We start from the raw sequence: 16,914 nt of genomic DNA, 5'->3' as shown, positions 1-16,914 counted from the left end.
TTGGGATCGGAATCGAAGTCCGTCCAGGTCAAAAAAACATGCCTTCGGCGCCTAGTCGGCCAGCCAGGCACGCCGCCATGTTTGTAAACGCTCGCCATCGAGCAACCAGTTCTCGCGGACCCTGGCCTGGAGTGCATCACCCAGGCATGCCGAGGCCTGACGATCGTTCAGGTGCAGGCGAATCGCGCGGATCCAGTCGGCCGGGTCGTTGTGTACCTGCGTCAGCGGCAGCGCCTGGCTACCGGTGAAACCGGCGACACGGCTGCAGATGACCGGATGCCCACAGGCCGCGTGCTGCAGCACGCGCATGTCGCCCGAACAGGCATTGCCCAAGGTGTCGGCCATGGGCACCAGGGCCAGGTCCAGGTCCAGCGCCGACAGGTGCAAGGCCAGCTGGTCCTGCCCAACGGCCGGCTGGCAGCTACTCAGCAATGGCCGCAGCTCGTCCGGGCAGTCACCCAGCACGACCCACTCGACTTCATCCGCCAGTGCTGGCACCACTTCGGCCAACAGGCCCACATCCTTGCAGGCCTGCCAGCCCACACGCGGCTTGGCGCCTTTGCCCCGTTGACCACGCAGGGCGCCCCAGCTAACCGGCAGCGCCCCTTCCACCAGGCGCACATCCTCATGCTCATCTCGCAGCAACTCCAGCAGTGCCTGGCTGGGCACCAGGACCCGGTCGGCCTGCATCATGCCCTGGCGCAAACGCAGCAGCAGCTCGTCGGCGCTCCAGTTTTCGCCCAGTTCCATCTCTGGCAAATAGCCATCGAGGTCATACACCTTGAACGCCGTGGAGAATGCGCTGAGACGGCGCAAGGCCAACAGCTGGCTATCGGCAAGTGGCCGCTGGAAGACCACGCTGGCCGGGTTTACGCGCTCGATCTCTACCGGGTTCGGCAAACCGTTGGTCAGCGCACCCTCCAGGCAGCCTTCATCGCGCAGCGCCCTGAATGGCTCGATCAACCGCGACCGGCCATTGCCCTGCCGATCAGCCACGCAGGCGAGTACGTTTGGCACGCAGTGTTTCAAGGGCCGCCAGGTCAGGCCGTTGTTTTCCAGGGTGAAACTGGCGCCGCCGCGCAGCGAGAAATTGCCGTTGTAGGCCGGGTCATGGGCCAGGCGCGGGAGCCAGCGTGCGTACAGGGCATCCTCCTGCTCGGCGCTATGCAGCGGCGCCGGCTCGTCATCGAGCAGCACCCGCACATACGGGGTCCATACGTTCAGGTAGCCACCCTGGGCCAGCCTCAGGCACAGGTCCAGGTCGCTCCAGGGCGCCAGCAGTTGGTCTGCGTCGAAGCCACCGGCCTCGAAAAACAGCGCACGTCGAATCATCAGGCATTGAGCGCCGACCGCCGAACAGTTGCGCGCCAGCCACAGTTGGCCCAGGTAGCCGCTGGCAGAGGCCGCCATCCCCTCGAAGGCAGGCCCGGCCGTGCCGCCCAACCCCAGCACCAGCCCTGCCTGGCGAACTTCGCCGGCGCTGCCCAGCAACTTGCCACCCACGGCGCCCACTTCCGGGCGCTGGGCATGGTTGAGCAGCGCCTGCAACCAGCCACGATCCATCACACTGGCACGGGCATCGAGCCACACCAGGTAATCGCCCCTCGCTTCCTGAGCAGCCGCATTGCACATCGCCGCGCGTGCCTGGCCGGGTTCGAAGCGCAGCACCTGCAGTGCCACCTCATGCAGTTGCCCAAGCATGTCCAACCAGGCCAGCAATGCCGGGTCGTCGTTGCCAGGCTCAATCAGCAGCAATTCGTAATCGCCGTGGGCAGTATTGGCCAGCACACTTTCCAGGCACCGCTGGTACTGGGCCAGCTGCCCGTCCAGGTAGATGAGGATGCTGACCCCGGCCTTGGTCGGCCGGCTGTATTCGATACGGTAACCGCCGTTGGCCACCTCGACAGGGTGAACCTGGGCATCGGCGTAGCCGCGCCCGCGCAAGTGCGCGAGGATGACGGCTTGTTCGTCTTCGCCCTGGGGGCGGGCAGGCGTGTCGACAATCAGCAGGGGCTCGCTCACATGGGCTACACGGTCAAGGCCCTGCTCACTGAGCACGCGCAGTTGGTATTCGAATTCGAACGCGCTGCCAACGCCAGCAGCGAAGCCTCCCTGCCCGAGCAGGGACTCGCGCCGGTACCACCAGTGTGCCGACAAACCGGCCGGGTAGCCGAGCAGCAAGTCCAGGTTCAAGTCTGGGCGAAGCAGCAATTCGACCGTGCCATCTTCCCGGCGCAGGGCTTCATCCGCGAATACCGCCAGGCAATGCGCGGGGGCATCGAGCAACTCGACCGCCGTCACCAGCAGGCCGCTGGGAATGAAGCAGGCCCCCGCATCAACCAGCATGAACCAGTCACAGGTGGTCGATGCCAGCCAGCCATTGAGCGCGGCAACCGGCTGCTGCGGGTCGCAGGGCAACCACTGCACGGTATCGGCCGCGCGCTCCGGGCCGCCCAGTACCGTCACCTGCACGCGGCGGTGCAAGCCACGCGCCAGGCTGTGCAGGGTATCGGCCAGCGCCTGGGGATTACCGTTATCCTTCACCAGCACCGCAAGGCTGGGCGCTGTCGGGCTGGCCAGGCGTTCTTCGAGCACGCGCCCTTGCCCCGGTCGCGGGTAGCGCTGGCGCAGCCAGTCGAGCATGCCCAGGCGGTTACCCTGTTCCTCGCGCCGGGCTGCCTGTTGAGTCTTGGCAATGAAGGTATCGAGCTGCTGCCAAAAGGGCGCAGTGCGCTCGACGTAGCGCGGCAAGGCTTGGTCGAGGCTGGACCTAGCCAGTTCCAGCGCGTCGGGCTCATCGAACAGGGCAAAGCCGACACACCCGAAAAAGCTGTTTTCCAGGAAGGTTCGGTCGATCCCCACGCCCGGCATGAAGATCACCGGGCATCCACACAACACGGCCATGACGCAGGTCATCGACCATTCATAGGTATACAGCACCTCAGCCTTGCGCAGCACGGCGGCCAGCTCAGGCAGTGTCAACGCCTTGGCAATGCTCAGCAGCTCGATGCCGGCGGGCAGCAGGCTGTAGTCGATTTGCTCCAGCGGGTGACGGTTCTGATACAGGTAACAGCCTTGGCGCGGACCTTGGGTGCTGCCGGCACAGAACCGCTCGATGTCGATGGTTGGCAGGCACAGCAGATCAGCACCTGGGTTGCCATGGTGTTCGGCAAGGCGCGGGGCGTAGTAGAAGAACAGGTCGTCCACCCGCGCATCCATGGGCTTGCCGGAGATGAACCCTTCAAAGTTCAGCAGGAAACGGGCAACGACCGCCAGGTTCAGCGGATTGCCCGAGGTCACTTCCGGATACACCGCAATCGGCACCTTGCCTGCTTGCTGGTGACGCTCGGCCGTGGCAGCGTCGAGCCGCGGCGTCTTGAGCTCCGGGTTGAACACTTGCGAACCCTGGATGTAGGCCTCACGCCCGTTGAGGTTCAACAGGTGACACAGGTAATGCAACGAGACGATACCGGAGGAGGTTTCGCGGTAATCCGGCGCATAGATGTAGTACGGATGCTCCGGCTTGGCGAACATCAACCGCAGGCGCGCCAGCGCGTGTTCGTGCGAAGGGGCATCCGGCAGCGCGGCATTCGACATCGTTGAACTCCTGGTTCCAATCACAAAAAGGCCATCAGCAGAGCCCGCCCATCAGGCAGCCCGACGTTCCAGGAAGGCGATGGCGTCGGTTCCGGTGTTGAACAGCAGGTCAATCACGCTCACCGCATGCTGGAACTCACCGTGCACTTGCGGGTACTCGGGGTAACCGGCATAACTCATGTACGACACCTCAAGCCCGGCGGCGGCAAAGGCCGCTTCATCGAGGTAGCAACTGGCTGCGGGGCCCGACAGGTAATGGCTGCCCTGCACGGCCTGGCACAGGTGAATCAAGCGCTCGTTGCGCCCGTCTGCCTTGCCCAGTTCCTCGGAGCGGTACAACGGGGTGTGGATACCCAGCAAGGGGCACAGGCCGGCAATGAACAACTGGTTGATGGCCGACAGGTGATCGAGCCGGCCCGCCTGCTCATACAACGCGCGGATGCGGCCTTCCATCATGTCGAAGCAGGCCGCGCGACGGTAACTCATGGCGATCGTCTTCCAGTGTTGCTCGGCCCAGTGGGGGTCGCTGATCTCGACCTCGTTGATCAGTTGCTCGAAGCGCCCTTTGTTCTTCACCGGCACCGTCAACCAATGCTCACCCTGGGCGGTCTTGATCTTGTTGCGGTTGCGCCAGTCGCGACGGGTGTATTGCACGTCGTCGTAGAACACGAACGCATCGACACTGCGGATCAGGTCAAAGTACCCCTTCCAGGGAATGTAGTTGGACTGCAGCACAGCCACTTTCTTTTGCATCACTCATCCCATCCAGCGCGCATCTCACGCCCTGGGCCTGTCAATAAGTTGCCACCGGACATGAAAAAGCCGGGTCATTAACCCGGCTTTTGCAATTCCCGCGCCAGCTGCAACGGCTACGCCAGCTGGCCCAACCATGCCAGCCGGTCAGCGCTGAATGCGCGGCCATCGAACGGCATCTGGTCGCTGAAGGCGGCCGGCCAGCGTGCGGCTACCGCCGCCCCGGCATTGGCATGTTCGGCGCCTGGGCGCGAATGAACCAACAGCTGCGAACGCGGTGTCCACACCACCATCAGGCCGGCATCGCGAACACCCAGGCACAAGTCGATATCGGCACCGGGCTGCGCCTGCAACCCAGCACAGTGTTCAAAGACCGACTTGCGCACCATCAGGCAGTCTCCGGACACCGCCGCGCAGCTGCGCACCGAGGACAACCAGCGCTGCCTGGCCACTTGCTCGGCCGGCAACCCCTCCCAGGGCTGGAGCACCTGAGGCCCGGCGAGCAATTGGTAACCGGCATGGGCCAAGGTGCCGTCGGTGGCGAACAGGCGCGCACCAACAACCCCGACTTCCGGCCGCTGAGCTTCATTGAGCAGGCCTTCGATCCAGGCCGGGGTGATCACGTTGCAACGCGCCGACAACAGCACCAGGTACTCGCCGCGCGCCTGGCTGGCCGCCAGGTTCAACAGGGCTTCACGCGAGGCACCCGCCTCCCCCGCCAACAGGCGCACGCGCCCTGCCAGGGCCTTGGCGGCATCGCTTTCGATGTCGAATTGATCGCTGGCGCACGCCAGCAGCACTTCGTAACGCGGGTAACGGGTACGCTGCAGCACCGACGTCAGGCAAGCCTGCAACTGCGCCACGTCGCCCTCGTAGGCCAGCAGGATGCTGACCAGCGGTGTGCCGTCATGGCGGAAATCCACCACCAGGCCGGAGGTGCCCTGGTCGCTGACCTGGCTGCGGTAGCCCAGCTGCGTCAGGTGCCGGCCGAGCACGGTCTGCGCCGCCAGGGGCAGCGCCGGCGAGGCCTGCCGGCCAATGACCAGCAGATCATCCATGTGCGCCAGGCTGGCGAGCCCGTGCGCCTCTACCAGGCGCAGCAGCAGGTCGAGCTCCAGCGCGTTACGGTGGGTTTCGCTGTAACCGCCCAGCTCCACAACCGCCTCACGGCGCACCAGCCAGTGCCGCGACATCAAGCCTGGTTGGCTGCGCAGCAGGTCCAGGTCGGCGCCTGGGCGCACCACGTCGAGCAAGCGCCCGTCGGCATCGCGATGCACTTCGTTGGCAGCGATGGCCAGGCAACCAGGCGCCTCGCTGATTTCGGCGCACAGACGCAGCAGGCCGCCACTGAGCAGGACATCCCCGGCCTCCAGCAACAGCAGCCAGTCGCTTGGCAATTGGCGCAACGCCTGGTTCAAGTGGGTCACCCAATTGCTTTCGCTGACCTGGATGAAATGCAGGGTATCGCGCGCGGTGGTGATGGCGGGCGGCTTGCCAGCCTTGAGCACCAGCAACTTGAAATTGCGCAGGCCGCTAGCCAGCAGGCTGTCGAAGGTCGCCTGCAGGCTTGCGTCATCGTTTTCCAGGTCAAGCACGACGAAGGCAATCTGCGTGGCCGGGTGCTTGGCAAGGTGCGCAAGCACACGCCGGCGGCCGACTTCATCCGGGGTAGCGGCGGCAATCGCCTCGATCAGTTGGCCCGATACGGTGCCTTGCAGACGCTGGGCAAGGTCACTGCCCGGCACTTGCTCAAGGCGCCCCAGCCAGTCGTTCATCTCCCGCACGCGGGCATCATCGCTGAGCGTCGACAACAGGCGCCGGCCGACGTCGGCGCTGAACAGCCCCAAGGCCAGCGCTTGCCAGTAACGATGCTGCAGGCTCTCGGTGGTATCGTTAGGGTGTTCCTGCAGCAGTTCGCGCTGGCGTACCCACACGCCTTCCAGCGCATGCACATGCTGGCGGCTGGTCGGCCAGGCGTGGCAAAGGAACTCCAGTGCCGTCAGTTGGGCAAACAGCTCGCCGTTGTAATACGGCAGGCGAACGTCTTGGCGCGGCTCGAACTCGCGCTCCGGGTCGTCGATGACGCTGCTCCAGCGCGAGCTGAAAATCAGCGGTGCCTCGGCGTCGCTGGTGTTGCGCACAAAGGCATTGAGCACGGCAAAACCGGCTTCGTCGTCACACAGGGCCAACTGCTCGCCGTCCCACTGGCGGAGCGTGCGCACCAACTGGGTCAGGCGTTCGTCACGGGCTACCGGGCTGTCGCTCGCAACCCCATGCTCCAGCACCACGTCGACCTGGGGCAATTGCACGACGGCCCCCTGGGCCAACAGCGCGTACGACAAGGCAACGCGCCACGCGCTCGCATCCAGGGCATCGGGCAAGGTGGCCAGGGCAGCCTTGAGGTTCGCTACCCGCACCACGGCACGCCAGGCTTGCTGGCCCGCTTCGGCATACTGGGCCAGCCTGGCCCGGCCATTGTCCTGCGCCAGGGGCGCGAAGGCCGAACCGACCCGGTGATAGGCCACCAGGCCATTACCTGGCGCGTACCCCAGGGCATAGCCTTGCGCTGCCACCGCCTGGGCCTGCTCACCCAGGCATGCCGCTGCGTTGTCCAGGGCGCTGGCCAATACGAAGTCGGCGTCGGCGGCGAGCATCACGAACGGTGTCGTCAGCTGATCCAGCAGATGCGCCAGGCGCTGGGAAAGGTCACCGGCCTCAGGCTGCACTGCCAGCCCCGTGCAAGGCACGCCGGCCTGGCGATGGTAATGCTGTGCCCGGGCAAGGTTATCCGCCTGATCCTGCCCCAGCAGAACCACGGTCACATCGTTGCGCGAGCCGATTGCTGTTTCGATCATAAAGCACCTGTTCAATTGTCATTACGACACAAGCTCGCGCCTGCGCCTCGTATCAGTCCGCCAGCCAGGCGTTGGCCCAATGCTGCAAATGGTGCGGCATCAGCATGTAGTCCTGCAGCACCGCCTCGCGCAGGGCATCGCCCTGGCGATAGCTGGCTTGCGGGTCGGCCAGGTGCATGCGGATCGCATCCAGCCAGTGTTCGGTGGTGTTGCCTTTCACCCGGGTGCACGGCAGGTAGCCTGCGTAGGCCTTGGAATCACTGCAGATCACCGGGAAGCCGCAGGCGCCGTACTCAAGCAGGCGCAGGTTGCTCTTGCAGTCGTTGAACAGGTTCTGCTCCAACGGTGCCAGCGCCAGGTCGAGGTTCAGGCTGGCCAGCTTGCGCGGGTAGTCGGCCATGGAGATCGCCGGGTGAAATTCCTTCACATAGGGCCGAAGCGGTTCCGGGCACATGCCGAAGAACACCCAGTCGACCTCGCTGGCGAGGGTCCTGACCACCTCCAGCAACAGCTCCAGGTCACCCCGGTGGCTGGTGCCGCCGGCCCAGCCCACGCGCGGGCGAATGCTGGTCTGGCGCTGGCTGGTCAAGCCCGCCCACAGCTCGGCGCAAAGCATGTTGGGCACCACGCGGATATCGTCGTGCAGGTTCGACAAGGCATCGGCCAGTGGCTCGGTGGAACACACCACGCGATCACACAGGGCGATCCCTTGGGCGACCAGCTCACCGATGTTGCCCGGCAGGTTGCGGGCGTGATCGTTCTTTTTCGGCGGCGCGATGATGTAGTCATCCAACTCGTAGATTCGCCGGGCATTGGAGAAGCGCTTGAAACGCGCCATCTCCCTGATATTGGCCGGCGTGTAGCGGCACTGCAGCACCAGGACATCGGGCTTTTCGCGCTCCAGTTCGATCAACCCCGGCGTCGTATGGTTGATACGGCCCTGGATCCAGCCAGCGCGCTCCAGCTCCGTGAAGGGCTGGATGACCCGATAGTGGCCAATGGCGGTGGTGTTGGTCGGCAACGCCAGCACACTGGGCATCGCCCGTGCGATGAACGGGTCCCAGCCGCTGCGCAAGCCTGGCTCAAGGTTGAAATTGGCAATCTTCAGGCTCAGGTTGTCGTTGTACGCAGGGTCATGGGCGACGCGGGCCAGCCAACGATCGTGGAACACATCCCTGGCCGCGACAGCCGCCTCATGGCCAATGGCAAGCGGCCGGTGCGCCGACAGCTTGGCCACCTTGGCAAAAGGCGTCCACACGACCAGGTAACCCATTTCCCGCGCGCGAAGGCACAGGTCGGCTTCCACCAGGCCTGGCTGAAGGCCCGTGGCATCCAGGCCAGCCAAGGCCTCGAACAGCTCACGCCGAACCGCCAGGCAGTCGATGCTCACGGCGCTCCAGTTCTGTACCAGGCGCTGGCGCCCCATGTAGCCATCGGCGCCCAGGGTGCTGCCGGTGAACGGCGTGCCGACGGTACCATTGTTCAGCCCCAGCACCAGGCCAGCACTGATCACCTTGCCATCGGCGGCGCACAGCATCGGCCCGACCACACCTACTTCGGGGCGCTGGGCCTGCGCCATCAGGGTATCGAGCCACTGGCTGTCGATGAATGCACAATCCGGGTCGAGCAACACCAGGTAATCGCCACGCGCCTGCAGGCTGGCCTGGTTGAAGGCAACCGCCCTGCCCTGCGCCTGGCTATCGATGACCCGCAGCGCGCCGCCGAGGCTGCGCATTGCCGACAGCCAGGCAACGACATCAGCGGGCTCGTTACCCTCGGCAATCAGCAACACTTCGAAATTGCCGTAGCCGGTGTGCTCGAACAGCGACTCCACGCAGCGCCTGAGGCTGTGCAGGTGCTCCCCGGCCGGAATCAGGATCGACACACTGGCCGGCGCCTCGTGCTGATAGGTGATGCGCGCGACCATGCTGGCACCGGCGCCTTCCACTGCAGCCGGCACACCCAATCGGCGAAGGTGGGCCTCGACCACCGGCACCGCCTGCTGTTGGCCGCCAGTTTCGGTGAGCCAACTGGCATACCCCCCCTGGCAGTGCACCAGCAATTCGGCCACATGCTCGACCACATGCAGGCCATGGGCCTCGACCATGCGCCAGAGCAGGTCGTGCGGCGCCAGGCTCCCGAACTGTGGGTCGAAACCGCCCAACGCCTGCAACTGCGCGCACTGGAACGCCAGCACTCGCCCCACATAGGGCACGCTGCGCATCAGGTCGAGGTTGAAGTCGGGCTTGAAGATCGGGTTCCCGGGGGCAAGGCCGTCGAAGGTGTCCTCATCGACATACAGGCATTGGCTTTCGCTGCGCAGCGCCATGCGTTCGGCCATGATCACCAGTGCGTGAGGGTGCAGGCGGTCGCCGGCGCGCAGCAGCAACACCCAATCGGCACGGGCCGGCGCGGCCAGCCATGGGTTGAGGTGTTCGAAGCCGCTGCCGTGAAGCGGCAGGTACTGCACCTGGGCAGCGTCCACCCTGGCAAAGCCTTCCGGAGCCAGGACCACAACCGAGGCCGCGGCGTAGGATTGCACCGCCAGGCTGTCGAGGGTTGCGCGCAGCGCCGGCTCATCGCCCGGCTCGCACCACACCACCGGTACGATGCGCGGTCGGGACGGCCATTGCTCGATGCGCTTGGGCAATAATCGCAGCTGCCCAGGGGAAAGGTCGCGGCACTCCAACCAGTCGCTGTAGAGTTCGGCAAAGCTCAGTGCATGGCTGCCGACCTGTTGAATGATGTTGGCCACCTGCCCGGCGTAGAAGCGCCGGATATCGAACTCTTCCCAGCCTTGGCTAAGATCGCCCGCGTAGGCGTCCAGCGGCAGGTAGCGTACCCAGCCATTGGCAGGTGCTGCCTCGCCGGTGCTGGCCGCCAGCATCTGTGCCAACCACTGTGTTTCAACCTTGTAGGCCTCGGTCATGCTGGAGTGATGGCTGAGGCGCCCGGCATGCAGCCGCTCGATGCTGAGGATCTGCTCCAGGCTCGCCAGGTGCCCGCGCCGCAACAGGCAGGCGTACAGGGCCAGGTCAAGGCGCGCCGCGAAGCCTTCGCCAGCCATCACCAACTGGGCCAGGTACGCCTCCACCTGGTCGCGGCGGAACAGGGCATGGCTGAGCCCGCCAAACAGGTTGGGCACATTGTCGGTGATGCTTGCCAGCAGGTCGGTACCCACCAGCACCGCACTTTGCGGGGCGATCACGCTATTGAGTGTGCGCGATGGCAGCAGGATGTCATCGGCCGAACAGATCAGCCGCTGGGCAATCACCATGCTGACCTGCGGCCAACGGCTGATGACCTCGGCCTGGCGGCTGATGCAACTGTCGAGCAACAGGTCGTCATCGCACAGGAACTTGATCAGTTCGCCATTGGCCTGCTCCAGGCAGGCCTGCAGGTTGCGGGCAAAACCCAACCGGGACGGGTTGCGGACATGGCGCAGCGGCACGCTCGCCCGCGCTGCCATTTCCACGCAGATGGCTTCGATCTGGCCGTCGGCGCTGTCATCGCAAACGATGATTTCCAGGTTCGGGTAATTCTGGGCAAGGGCGCTGGCCAGGGTGCCACGGAAGAATTCGGCACTGAATGCCGGGATGGCGATGCTGACAAGTGGCTGCTCAGTCACGATGACGACCTTGATGGGAAACTGTGTTGCGCTGAAGAATTCGGCAGGCCCTCGCGCCCCAAACGACACGAGGGTACCGCTGCAGGGCCGTTCGGCCGTTGCCGGGGTACCCTCGTGTGATGCGCAGGCGAACGCCCAAGCTCAATCAGATGTAGTTGACCAGCGACAGGCCCGCGACCTTGGCATAAGCCTGCAGCGAGGCCTGAAGCATGTTGGTCTGCATCTGCAGGCGCACCATCACTTCGGCCGGGTCGCTTTCGCGGATCGAGCTTTGCGTCTTGGTGTTCTCGGTGCCGATGGCTTCGTTGGTTTCGGCCTGGACATCCAGCGCCTGGCCACGACCACCAATGGCACTGACCGACGACGACACCTGGTTGATGCCGCTGGCAATGTTGCCAATGGCCGAATCCAGCGACGCCAGGAAGTTCTGCCGGGCTGCCGGGTCGCTGTCCTGTGGGGTGCTCAGGGCGGTGCGCAGCTTGCCAATGGTGTCCAGAATGTTCTGGGTCTGGTGGGTGTCGACCTTGACCCCGAACGAGTCACCGGCTGCCGGCGCACCGGACAACTCGAAGCTGACACCTGCTGCAGTGGCGGTGGTGCCGTTCGGGCCACCCAAGGTGCCCGAAGCCACCGGCCGGCTGTCGGCACTGACCGGCGATGCGTACAACTCGAAGGTGTTGGTGCCGGTGAACTTGAGTACGGCTCCGCCGGCCGGGAAAGCGGCCTTGTAGGCAGCTTGGTCGGTGATGGTTGCGCTGGTGATCTGCTCGGTGGACGTGTTACCTGGGCTACGGGTGCCAGACACCTCGTCGGCCTTGGAACTCAAGGTGAAGGTATGCCCGGCAATGACCGCGTCCTCGTTGCCCTTGTCGCCGTCCTTGTAGGTGATGTCCAGGCGCAGGTCGACACCGCGGAAGCTCACGGTGGTGTTGCTGCCATTGGGGTCGAACTTGCCGCCCTGGCTGGCTTCGAGGGTGACGTCATTGTTGTTGGCGTCGGTGATCTTGAATTCGGTGCTGCTGATGAACTCGATGGTGTACGGCTCGCCGCTGCGGAAGCGGTCGTTGTAGGTCGAGCTGCCCGAAACCTGGCCATTGGACAGGCTGACGCGGCCATCGTCGGGGGACGGTGCGGTCTGGGTGGTCTGGCTACGGCTGGTGTTGAGTGCCTGCTCGAACGCATCGTAGCCGGTCTCGTTGGCCGCCAGGGTGAGCATATCGCCCACCTGCAGGTTCAGCTTGCCCTGGTCGCCCTGGTAGCTGTAGGTGCCGTCGGAATTACGCACGTAAGGTGGCGTATCACCTTTGGAACCCGAGAACAGGTACTTGCCGTTCTCATCCTTGCTGTTCATCAGCGAAAACAACTGGTCTTCCAGCGACGCCAGTTCGTCGGCGTTGGACTTGCGGTCGGAGTCGGTGAACGAGGCGTTGCCGGAGCTGATCGCCAGTTCATTGACCCGTTGCAGAATCTTGCCGATCGAGTCCAACGTGCTCTCGGCGGTGCCCAGGGCATTACGCACGCTGGTGATGTTGCCGTTGTACTGCTTGAGCATGTTCTGCTGCTGTTCCAGCTGCAGCAACCGCGCCGCCCCCACCGGGTCATCCTTGGCCGAGCGCACGCGGATGCCATCGCTGGCTTCCTGCTGGGTCTGCACCGTCTTGGCGAAGTTGCTCTGGTAGTTGGCCTGGTTGGTGTTATAGAACTGCGAAGTAGAGATGCGTACGCTCACGATCTACGGCTCCTTAAAGACTGTTGATCAGGGTGGCGAAGGTTTCCTGGGCCGCCTTGATGATCTGCGACGACGCGGTGTAGTACTGCTGGAACTTGATCAGGTTGCCGGTCTCTTCGTCGATCGACACGCCAGACACGCCATTGCGCGCTTCCACTGCAGACTTCTGCAGCGCCGTGGTGGCGTCGCTGTCCATCTGCGCCTGGCCGGCCTTGCCGCCGACGTTGGACACCAGCTTGGCGTAGGCATCGGTAAAGCTGATGCCCTTGCCGTCGGCGCCCACCTCGACGGTGGACTTGGTCTGCAGGTCGATCACCGACTGGCTGTTGCGGTTGTCCGCAGAGCCCGCCGCGGTCAGCGACACGGTGTAGCTGTCGCCATTTTTCGGCGCGCCCGACACGCTCATGTCGAAGGTGAAGCTGCTGCCCAGCGAGTTGCCGTTGGCATCGACCATCGGCACCGACAGCGACAGCTTGTTTTCCTGGCCTGGAATGATCGTGCCGCTGCCGATGTTGTTGCCCTGGGCGTCGTACATCGTGTACGCCTGGGGCGAGGCGGTGTCATCGCCGAACACCAACTTGACCGGGGTCGAATTCTTCAGGCCAGTTTGCAGTTGCGCACGCTGGGCGGCGTCGTAGATGTCCAGTTGCGAGGTCAGGGTCGGCTGGCTGATCACGCCGGTGCCCTTGTTGCCCGAGCCGCTGGTGGCGGTCAGCGGTGCAGCCAGCGCCAGGCGCTTGGGGTCGGTCAGCACGGTGTCGATAGCGCCCGCGGCATTGCGCGTCGGGGTGATCTTGAAGCTGTCACCGGCACTCAGGCCGCCACCATTGAGCGACAGGCTGAAGCCGTCGATCACCGGCGCCGGGTCGTCATCGAGGCTGTAGGTGCCCATGTCGGTGCCGTCGGGCAGCTTGCGCACGGTGTATTCTTTGGCGCTGTTGAAGGTCACCTGGTAGTCGCTGGTGGTCAGCTTGCCAGTGTCCTTGATGGTCACGTCCAGGTTGCCCGAGCCTGCGCTATTGCCGCTCTTGGCAATGCTGCGCTGGCTGATGGCCGCCGCACTGTTGATATCGGCGAACAACGTCGAGCCGAAGTCACCGTTCTTGTCGATGCCCTGGGCTAGCTGGCTGTTGATGGCATCGGCCACCACCAGGGCCACGCGACCGAGCTCGTTGAGCGCAGGGTCGAGGGTTTCCTTGCGGTAGCGGATCAGCCCACCGAGCTCACCGCCGGTGGTGCTGTTGGTGATGTCCATCTTGGTCGAGCCGCGGTTGAGGATCAGGCTCATGCGGGTCGGGTCGGTGGCGCTCGGTTCTACACCGATGGTCTGGGTAGTGTTGCCCAGCACCAGGGCCTGGCCGTTCTTCAGGTAGATGTCGTAGTTGCCGTTCTTCTGCTCCACCACGTCGGCGCCGATCAGCGACGACAGCTCGCGCACCGCGCCATCGCGCTGGTCGAGCAGGTCGTTGGGCTGGCCGTTGACGGCGGTCATCTTGGAGATCTGGCCGTTGAGGTCGGCAATCGACTTGGTCAGCGCGTTGACCTTGTCGGCGATCGACGCCATGTTGGCGTTGATCGTGCTGTTCTGCTGGTTCAGCTGCGACGACAGGGTGTTGAAGCGCTTGGCCAGGGACTGCGCGCTGGTCAGCAGCAGCTGGCGCGAGGCGTCCTCGGTGGGCTTGGCGGCGGCGTCCTGCATGGCGCTGAAGAAGCTTTGCAGGGCGGCGGTGATGCCGGTGTCACTGCTCGACAGGGCGGTGTCCAGCGGGTCGATCTGGCTCAGGTAGGAACTGGCGTCGCTGCTCAGCGAGGTGGTGGTACGCAGCTGGTTCTCAAGGAATGCGTTGTACACCCGACGCACGTCGGCCAGGGTGGTGCCGGTGCCGATGAACACCTGGCCAACCTGCTGCGCGCCCTTGGTGGTCTGCACGTTCTGCTGGCGCGAGTAGCTTTCGACGTCGGCGTTGGCGATGTTGTTACCGAGGGTGTACATCCCCGATTGCGCGGCGCCAAGCCCCGACATGCCAATATTGATCAGACTCGCCATGGTTCCATACCCTTAAAGTTTCGTTGCGGTCCCGAGTGCTGCGTAGCTCTCGTACGACTTCATCTGCTTTGCGATCTGCGAGATCTTGCTGGCATAGCTCGGGTCGGTGGCGTACCCGGCCTTTTGCAGTTCTCGCACGAATTGTTCTGGGTTATCGGCCGACTTCACGGCATCTTGATAGCGCGAATTGTTCTGCAACAGGTTCACCAGGTCGTGGAAACTGTCCTGGTAGGAGTCGTAGGAACGGAACGACGCCGTTTCCTTGACGAACTGGCCATCGCGGAATTCGCTGGTGATCGCACGCGCCGAATCGCCTTCCCAGTTGCCGCTGGCCTTGATGCCGAACAGGTTGTGGCTGCTGCTGCCGTCGCTGTTGCGCATCACCGATTTGCCCCAGCCGGTTTCCAGGGCGGCCTGGGCCACCAGGTAACGGGGGTCGATGCCGATGCGCTTGGCGGCCTGCTCGGCCATTGGCAGCATGGTGGCGACGAAGTCATCGCTGTCGCTGAAGGCTTTCTTCGGCGCCAGCGGCGGCTGCGCCACGGCGCGGCCGGTGATGCGCAGGCCGTTGTCCGGGATGGCGATGGCCCTGGCCACCTGCTGCCCGTCACGGGCCGGCACGGCGGCGGTATTGGTGGTGGCATCGGCGCCTGTGGCCGACGGCACGATGCCCGCCAGCAGGCGGTCGGTGAGCCGGCTGGGCAGTGCCAGGCGCCGCGAATTGAGCGCCGCAACGTCGTTGCGGGTGGCACTGGCCTGGGCCCGCACCGGCTCGGCCACCTTGTTGCCCCACAGCGCCGGCGCGTTGCCTTCGATGCGCGGGAACGGGCTGGTGTTGGCCGGCGTAGCCTTGTTCTTCGACAGCTGGCGCACCAGCACATCCTGCAAGCCAATACCGCCGCCTTCGCGGGACATGCTCACGGCCAGCTGCTGGTCGTACATGTCGCGGTACTGCTTGACCGTCTCGGTGTTCATCGGGTTGTCGTCGGCCAGCACGTCGCTGGCCTTGCGCGAGGCCTTGAGCATTTCGCTGACGAACAGCGACTCGAACTCCTGGGCCACCTTGCGCACGTTGGCGTCGCTGTCGCGGTCGCCATGCTTGAGCGAGCTCAGGCGGTTGAGGTCGGTGTAGGCGCCGCTGTCGGCGTGGCTGGACACCAGGCTTTTCGAATTCATCGGCCGCGTCCTCAGATCACGATCAGGTCGGCCTGCAACGCGCCGGCCTGCTTCAGGGCTTCGAGGATCGCCATCAGGTCGCCCGGTGCTGCGCCGACCTGGTTCACCGCCCGGACGATCTCATCCAGCGTGGTGCCCGGGCCGAACTTGAACATCGGCTTGGCTTCCTGTTGCGCGTTGACCCGCGAGCGCGGCACCACGGCGGTCTGGCCGTTGGAGAACGGCCCCGGCTGGCTGACGATCGGGTCTTCGGTGATGGTCACGGTCAGGCTGCCGTGGGTGACCGCCGCCGGCGACACCTTGACGTTCTGGCCAATGACGATGGTGCCGGTACGCGAGTTGATGATGACCTTGGCCACGGCCTGGCCCGGGTCGACCTCAAGGTTTTCCAGGATCGACAGGTAATCCACGCGCTGGCTCGGGTCCATCGGCGCGGTAACGCGCACCGAACCGCCGTCCACGGCCTGGGCCACGCCTGGGCCGAGCAGGTCATTGACCTTGTCGACGATGCGCTTGGCCGTGGTGAAGTCCGGGCGGTTGAGGTTCAGGGTCAGGGTATTGCCCTGGTTGAAGCCGCTCGGCACCGCACGCTCGACCGAAGCACCGCCGGGAATGCGCCCGGCCGACGGAACGTTGACGGTAATCTTCGAGCCGTCGCGGCCTTCGGCGTCGAAGCCGCCGACCACCAGGTTGCCCTGGGCGATGGCGTAGACGTTGCCGTCGATACCCTTGAGCGGGGTCATCAGCAGGCTGCCGCCACGCAGGCTCTTGGAGTTACCGATCGACGACACGGTGATGTCGATCACCTGCCCCGGCTTGGCGAACGCCGGCAGGTCGGCGTGCACCGACACCGCAGCGACGTTCTTGAGCTGCACGTTGCCCGAACCTGCCGGCACCTTGATGCCGAACTGCGACAGCATGTTGTTGAAGGTTTGCAGGGTGAACGGCGTCTGGGTGGTCTGGTCACCCGTGCCGTTGAGCCCCACCACCAGGCCATAGCCGATCAACTGGTTGGAACGCACGCCAGAAATGCTGGCGATGTCCTTCAGGCGCTCGGCATGGGCACCGAAGGCACAGGACAGGAGCAGGGTCGCGGCAATCAGCTGCCTTACGTTGAACATGTTCATCC

General features: G+C 64.6%; 8 protein-coding genes. All 8 read right to left on the bottom strand.

Features of this window, described 5'->3' with window-relative positions; genetic code table 11:
* Positions 1-51 precede the first annotated feature (51 nt).
* The 8 genes from F3J45_RS08105 to F3J45_RS08070 all read right to left on the bottom strand — a co-directional run bounded on the left by F3J45_RS08105 (position 52) and on the right by F3J45_RS08070 (position 16,906).
* Complete coding sequence (locus tag F3J45_RS08105) at positions 52-3,597, bottom strand: glycosyltransferase (protein ID WP_167060036.1); 3,546 nt, start codon at positions 3,595-3,597, stop codon at positions 52-54.
* A gap of 51 nt (positions 3,598-3,648) precedes the next feature.
* Positions 3,649-4,350, bottom strand: a complete 702-nt coding sequence (locus tag F3J45_RS08100) for a WbqC family protein (protein WP_167060034.1) — start codon at positions 4,348-4,350, stop codon at positions 3,649-3,651.
* A gap of 116 nt (positions 4,351-4,466) precedes the next feature.
* Positions 4,467-7,205: a glycosyltransferase gene (locus F3J45_RS08095; RefSeq protein ID WP_167060031.1), complete on the bottom strand. Its 2,739-nt coding sequence runs from the start codon at positions 7,203-7,205 to the stop codon at positions 4,467-4,469.
* 52 nt (positions 7,206-7,257) lie between these two features.
* Complete coding sequence (locus F3J45_RS30480) at positions 7,258-10,833, bottom strand: glycosyltransferase (protein ID WP_167060028.1); 3,576 nt, start codon at positions 10,831-10,833, stop codon at positions 7,258-7,260.
* Positions 10,834-10,978: 145 nt separating this feature from the next.
* Complete coding sequence (locus F3J45_RS08085) at positions 10,979-12,562, bottom strand: flagellar hook-associated protein 3 (RefSeq protein WP_167060025.1); 1,584 nt, start codon at positions 12,560-12,562, stop codon at positions 10,979-10,981.
* A gap of 13 nt (positions 12,563-12,575) precedes the next feature.
* The gene (gene flgK, locus F3J45_RS08080) at positions 12,576-14,609 is read right to left on the bottom strand and encodes a flagellar hook-associated protein FlgK (RefSeq protein WP_167060021.1); all 2,034 of its coding nucleotides are present in this window, start codon (positions 14,607-14,609) and stop codon (positions 12,576-12,578) included.
* Positions 14,610-14,621: 12 nt separating this feature from the next.
* Entirely contained in the window at positions 14,622-15,785 is a 1,164-nt protein-coding gene (gene flgJ / locus F3J45_RS08075) for a flagellar assembly peptidoglycan hydrolase FlgJ (protein WP_167060018.1), read from the bottom strand.
* Positions 15,786-15,796: 11 nt separating this feature from the next.
* On the bottom strand, positions 15,797-16,906 hold the full coding sequence (locus tag F3J45_RS08070; protein WP_167060015.1) for a flagellar basal body P-ring protein FlgI: 1,110 nt from the start codon (positions 16,904-16,906) through the stop codon (positions 15,797-15,799).
* Between the last annotated feature and the right edge of the window lie 8 nt (positions 16,907-16,914).

Source organism: Pantoea sp. Ap-967, assembly GCF_011752565.1.
In the GTDB taxonomy this organism is placed as follows: Bacteria; Pseudomonadota; Gammaproteobacteria; order Pseudomonadales; family Pseudomonadaceae; genus Aquipseudomonas.
This window is presented reverse-complemented; position numbering and strand designations above follow the sequence as displayed.

Excerpts from the sequence above, each read along its gene's own strand:
- F3J45_RS08105 (WP_167060036.1), bottom strand. The coding sequence starts at position 3,597 with ATGTCGAATGCCGCGCTGCCGGATGCCCCTTCGCACGAACACGCGCTG.
- F3J45_RS08100 (WP_167060034.1), bottom strand. The coding sequence starts at position 4,350 with ATGCAAAAGAAAGTGGCTGTGCTGCAGTCCAACTACATTCCCTGGAAG.
- F3J45_RS08095 (WP_167060031.1), bottom strand. The coding sequence starts at position 7,205 with ATGATCGAAACAGCAATCGGCTCGCGCAACGATGTGACCGTGGTTCTG.
- flgK (WP_167060021.1), bottom strand. The coding sequence starts at position 14,609 with ATGGCGAGTCTGATCAATATTGGCATGTCGGGGCTTGGCGCCGCGCAA.
- flgJ (WP_167060018.1), bottom strand. The coding sequence starts at position 15,785 with ATGAATTCGAAAAGCCTGGTGTCCAGCCACGCCGACAGCGGCGCCTAC.
- F3J45_RS08070 (WP_167060015.1), bottom strand. The coding sequence starts at position 16,906 with ATGTTCAACGTAAGGCAGCTGATTGCCGCGACCCTGCTCCTGTCCTGT.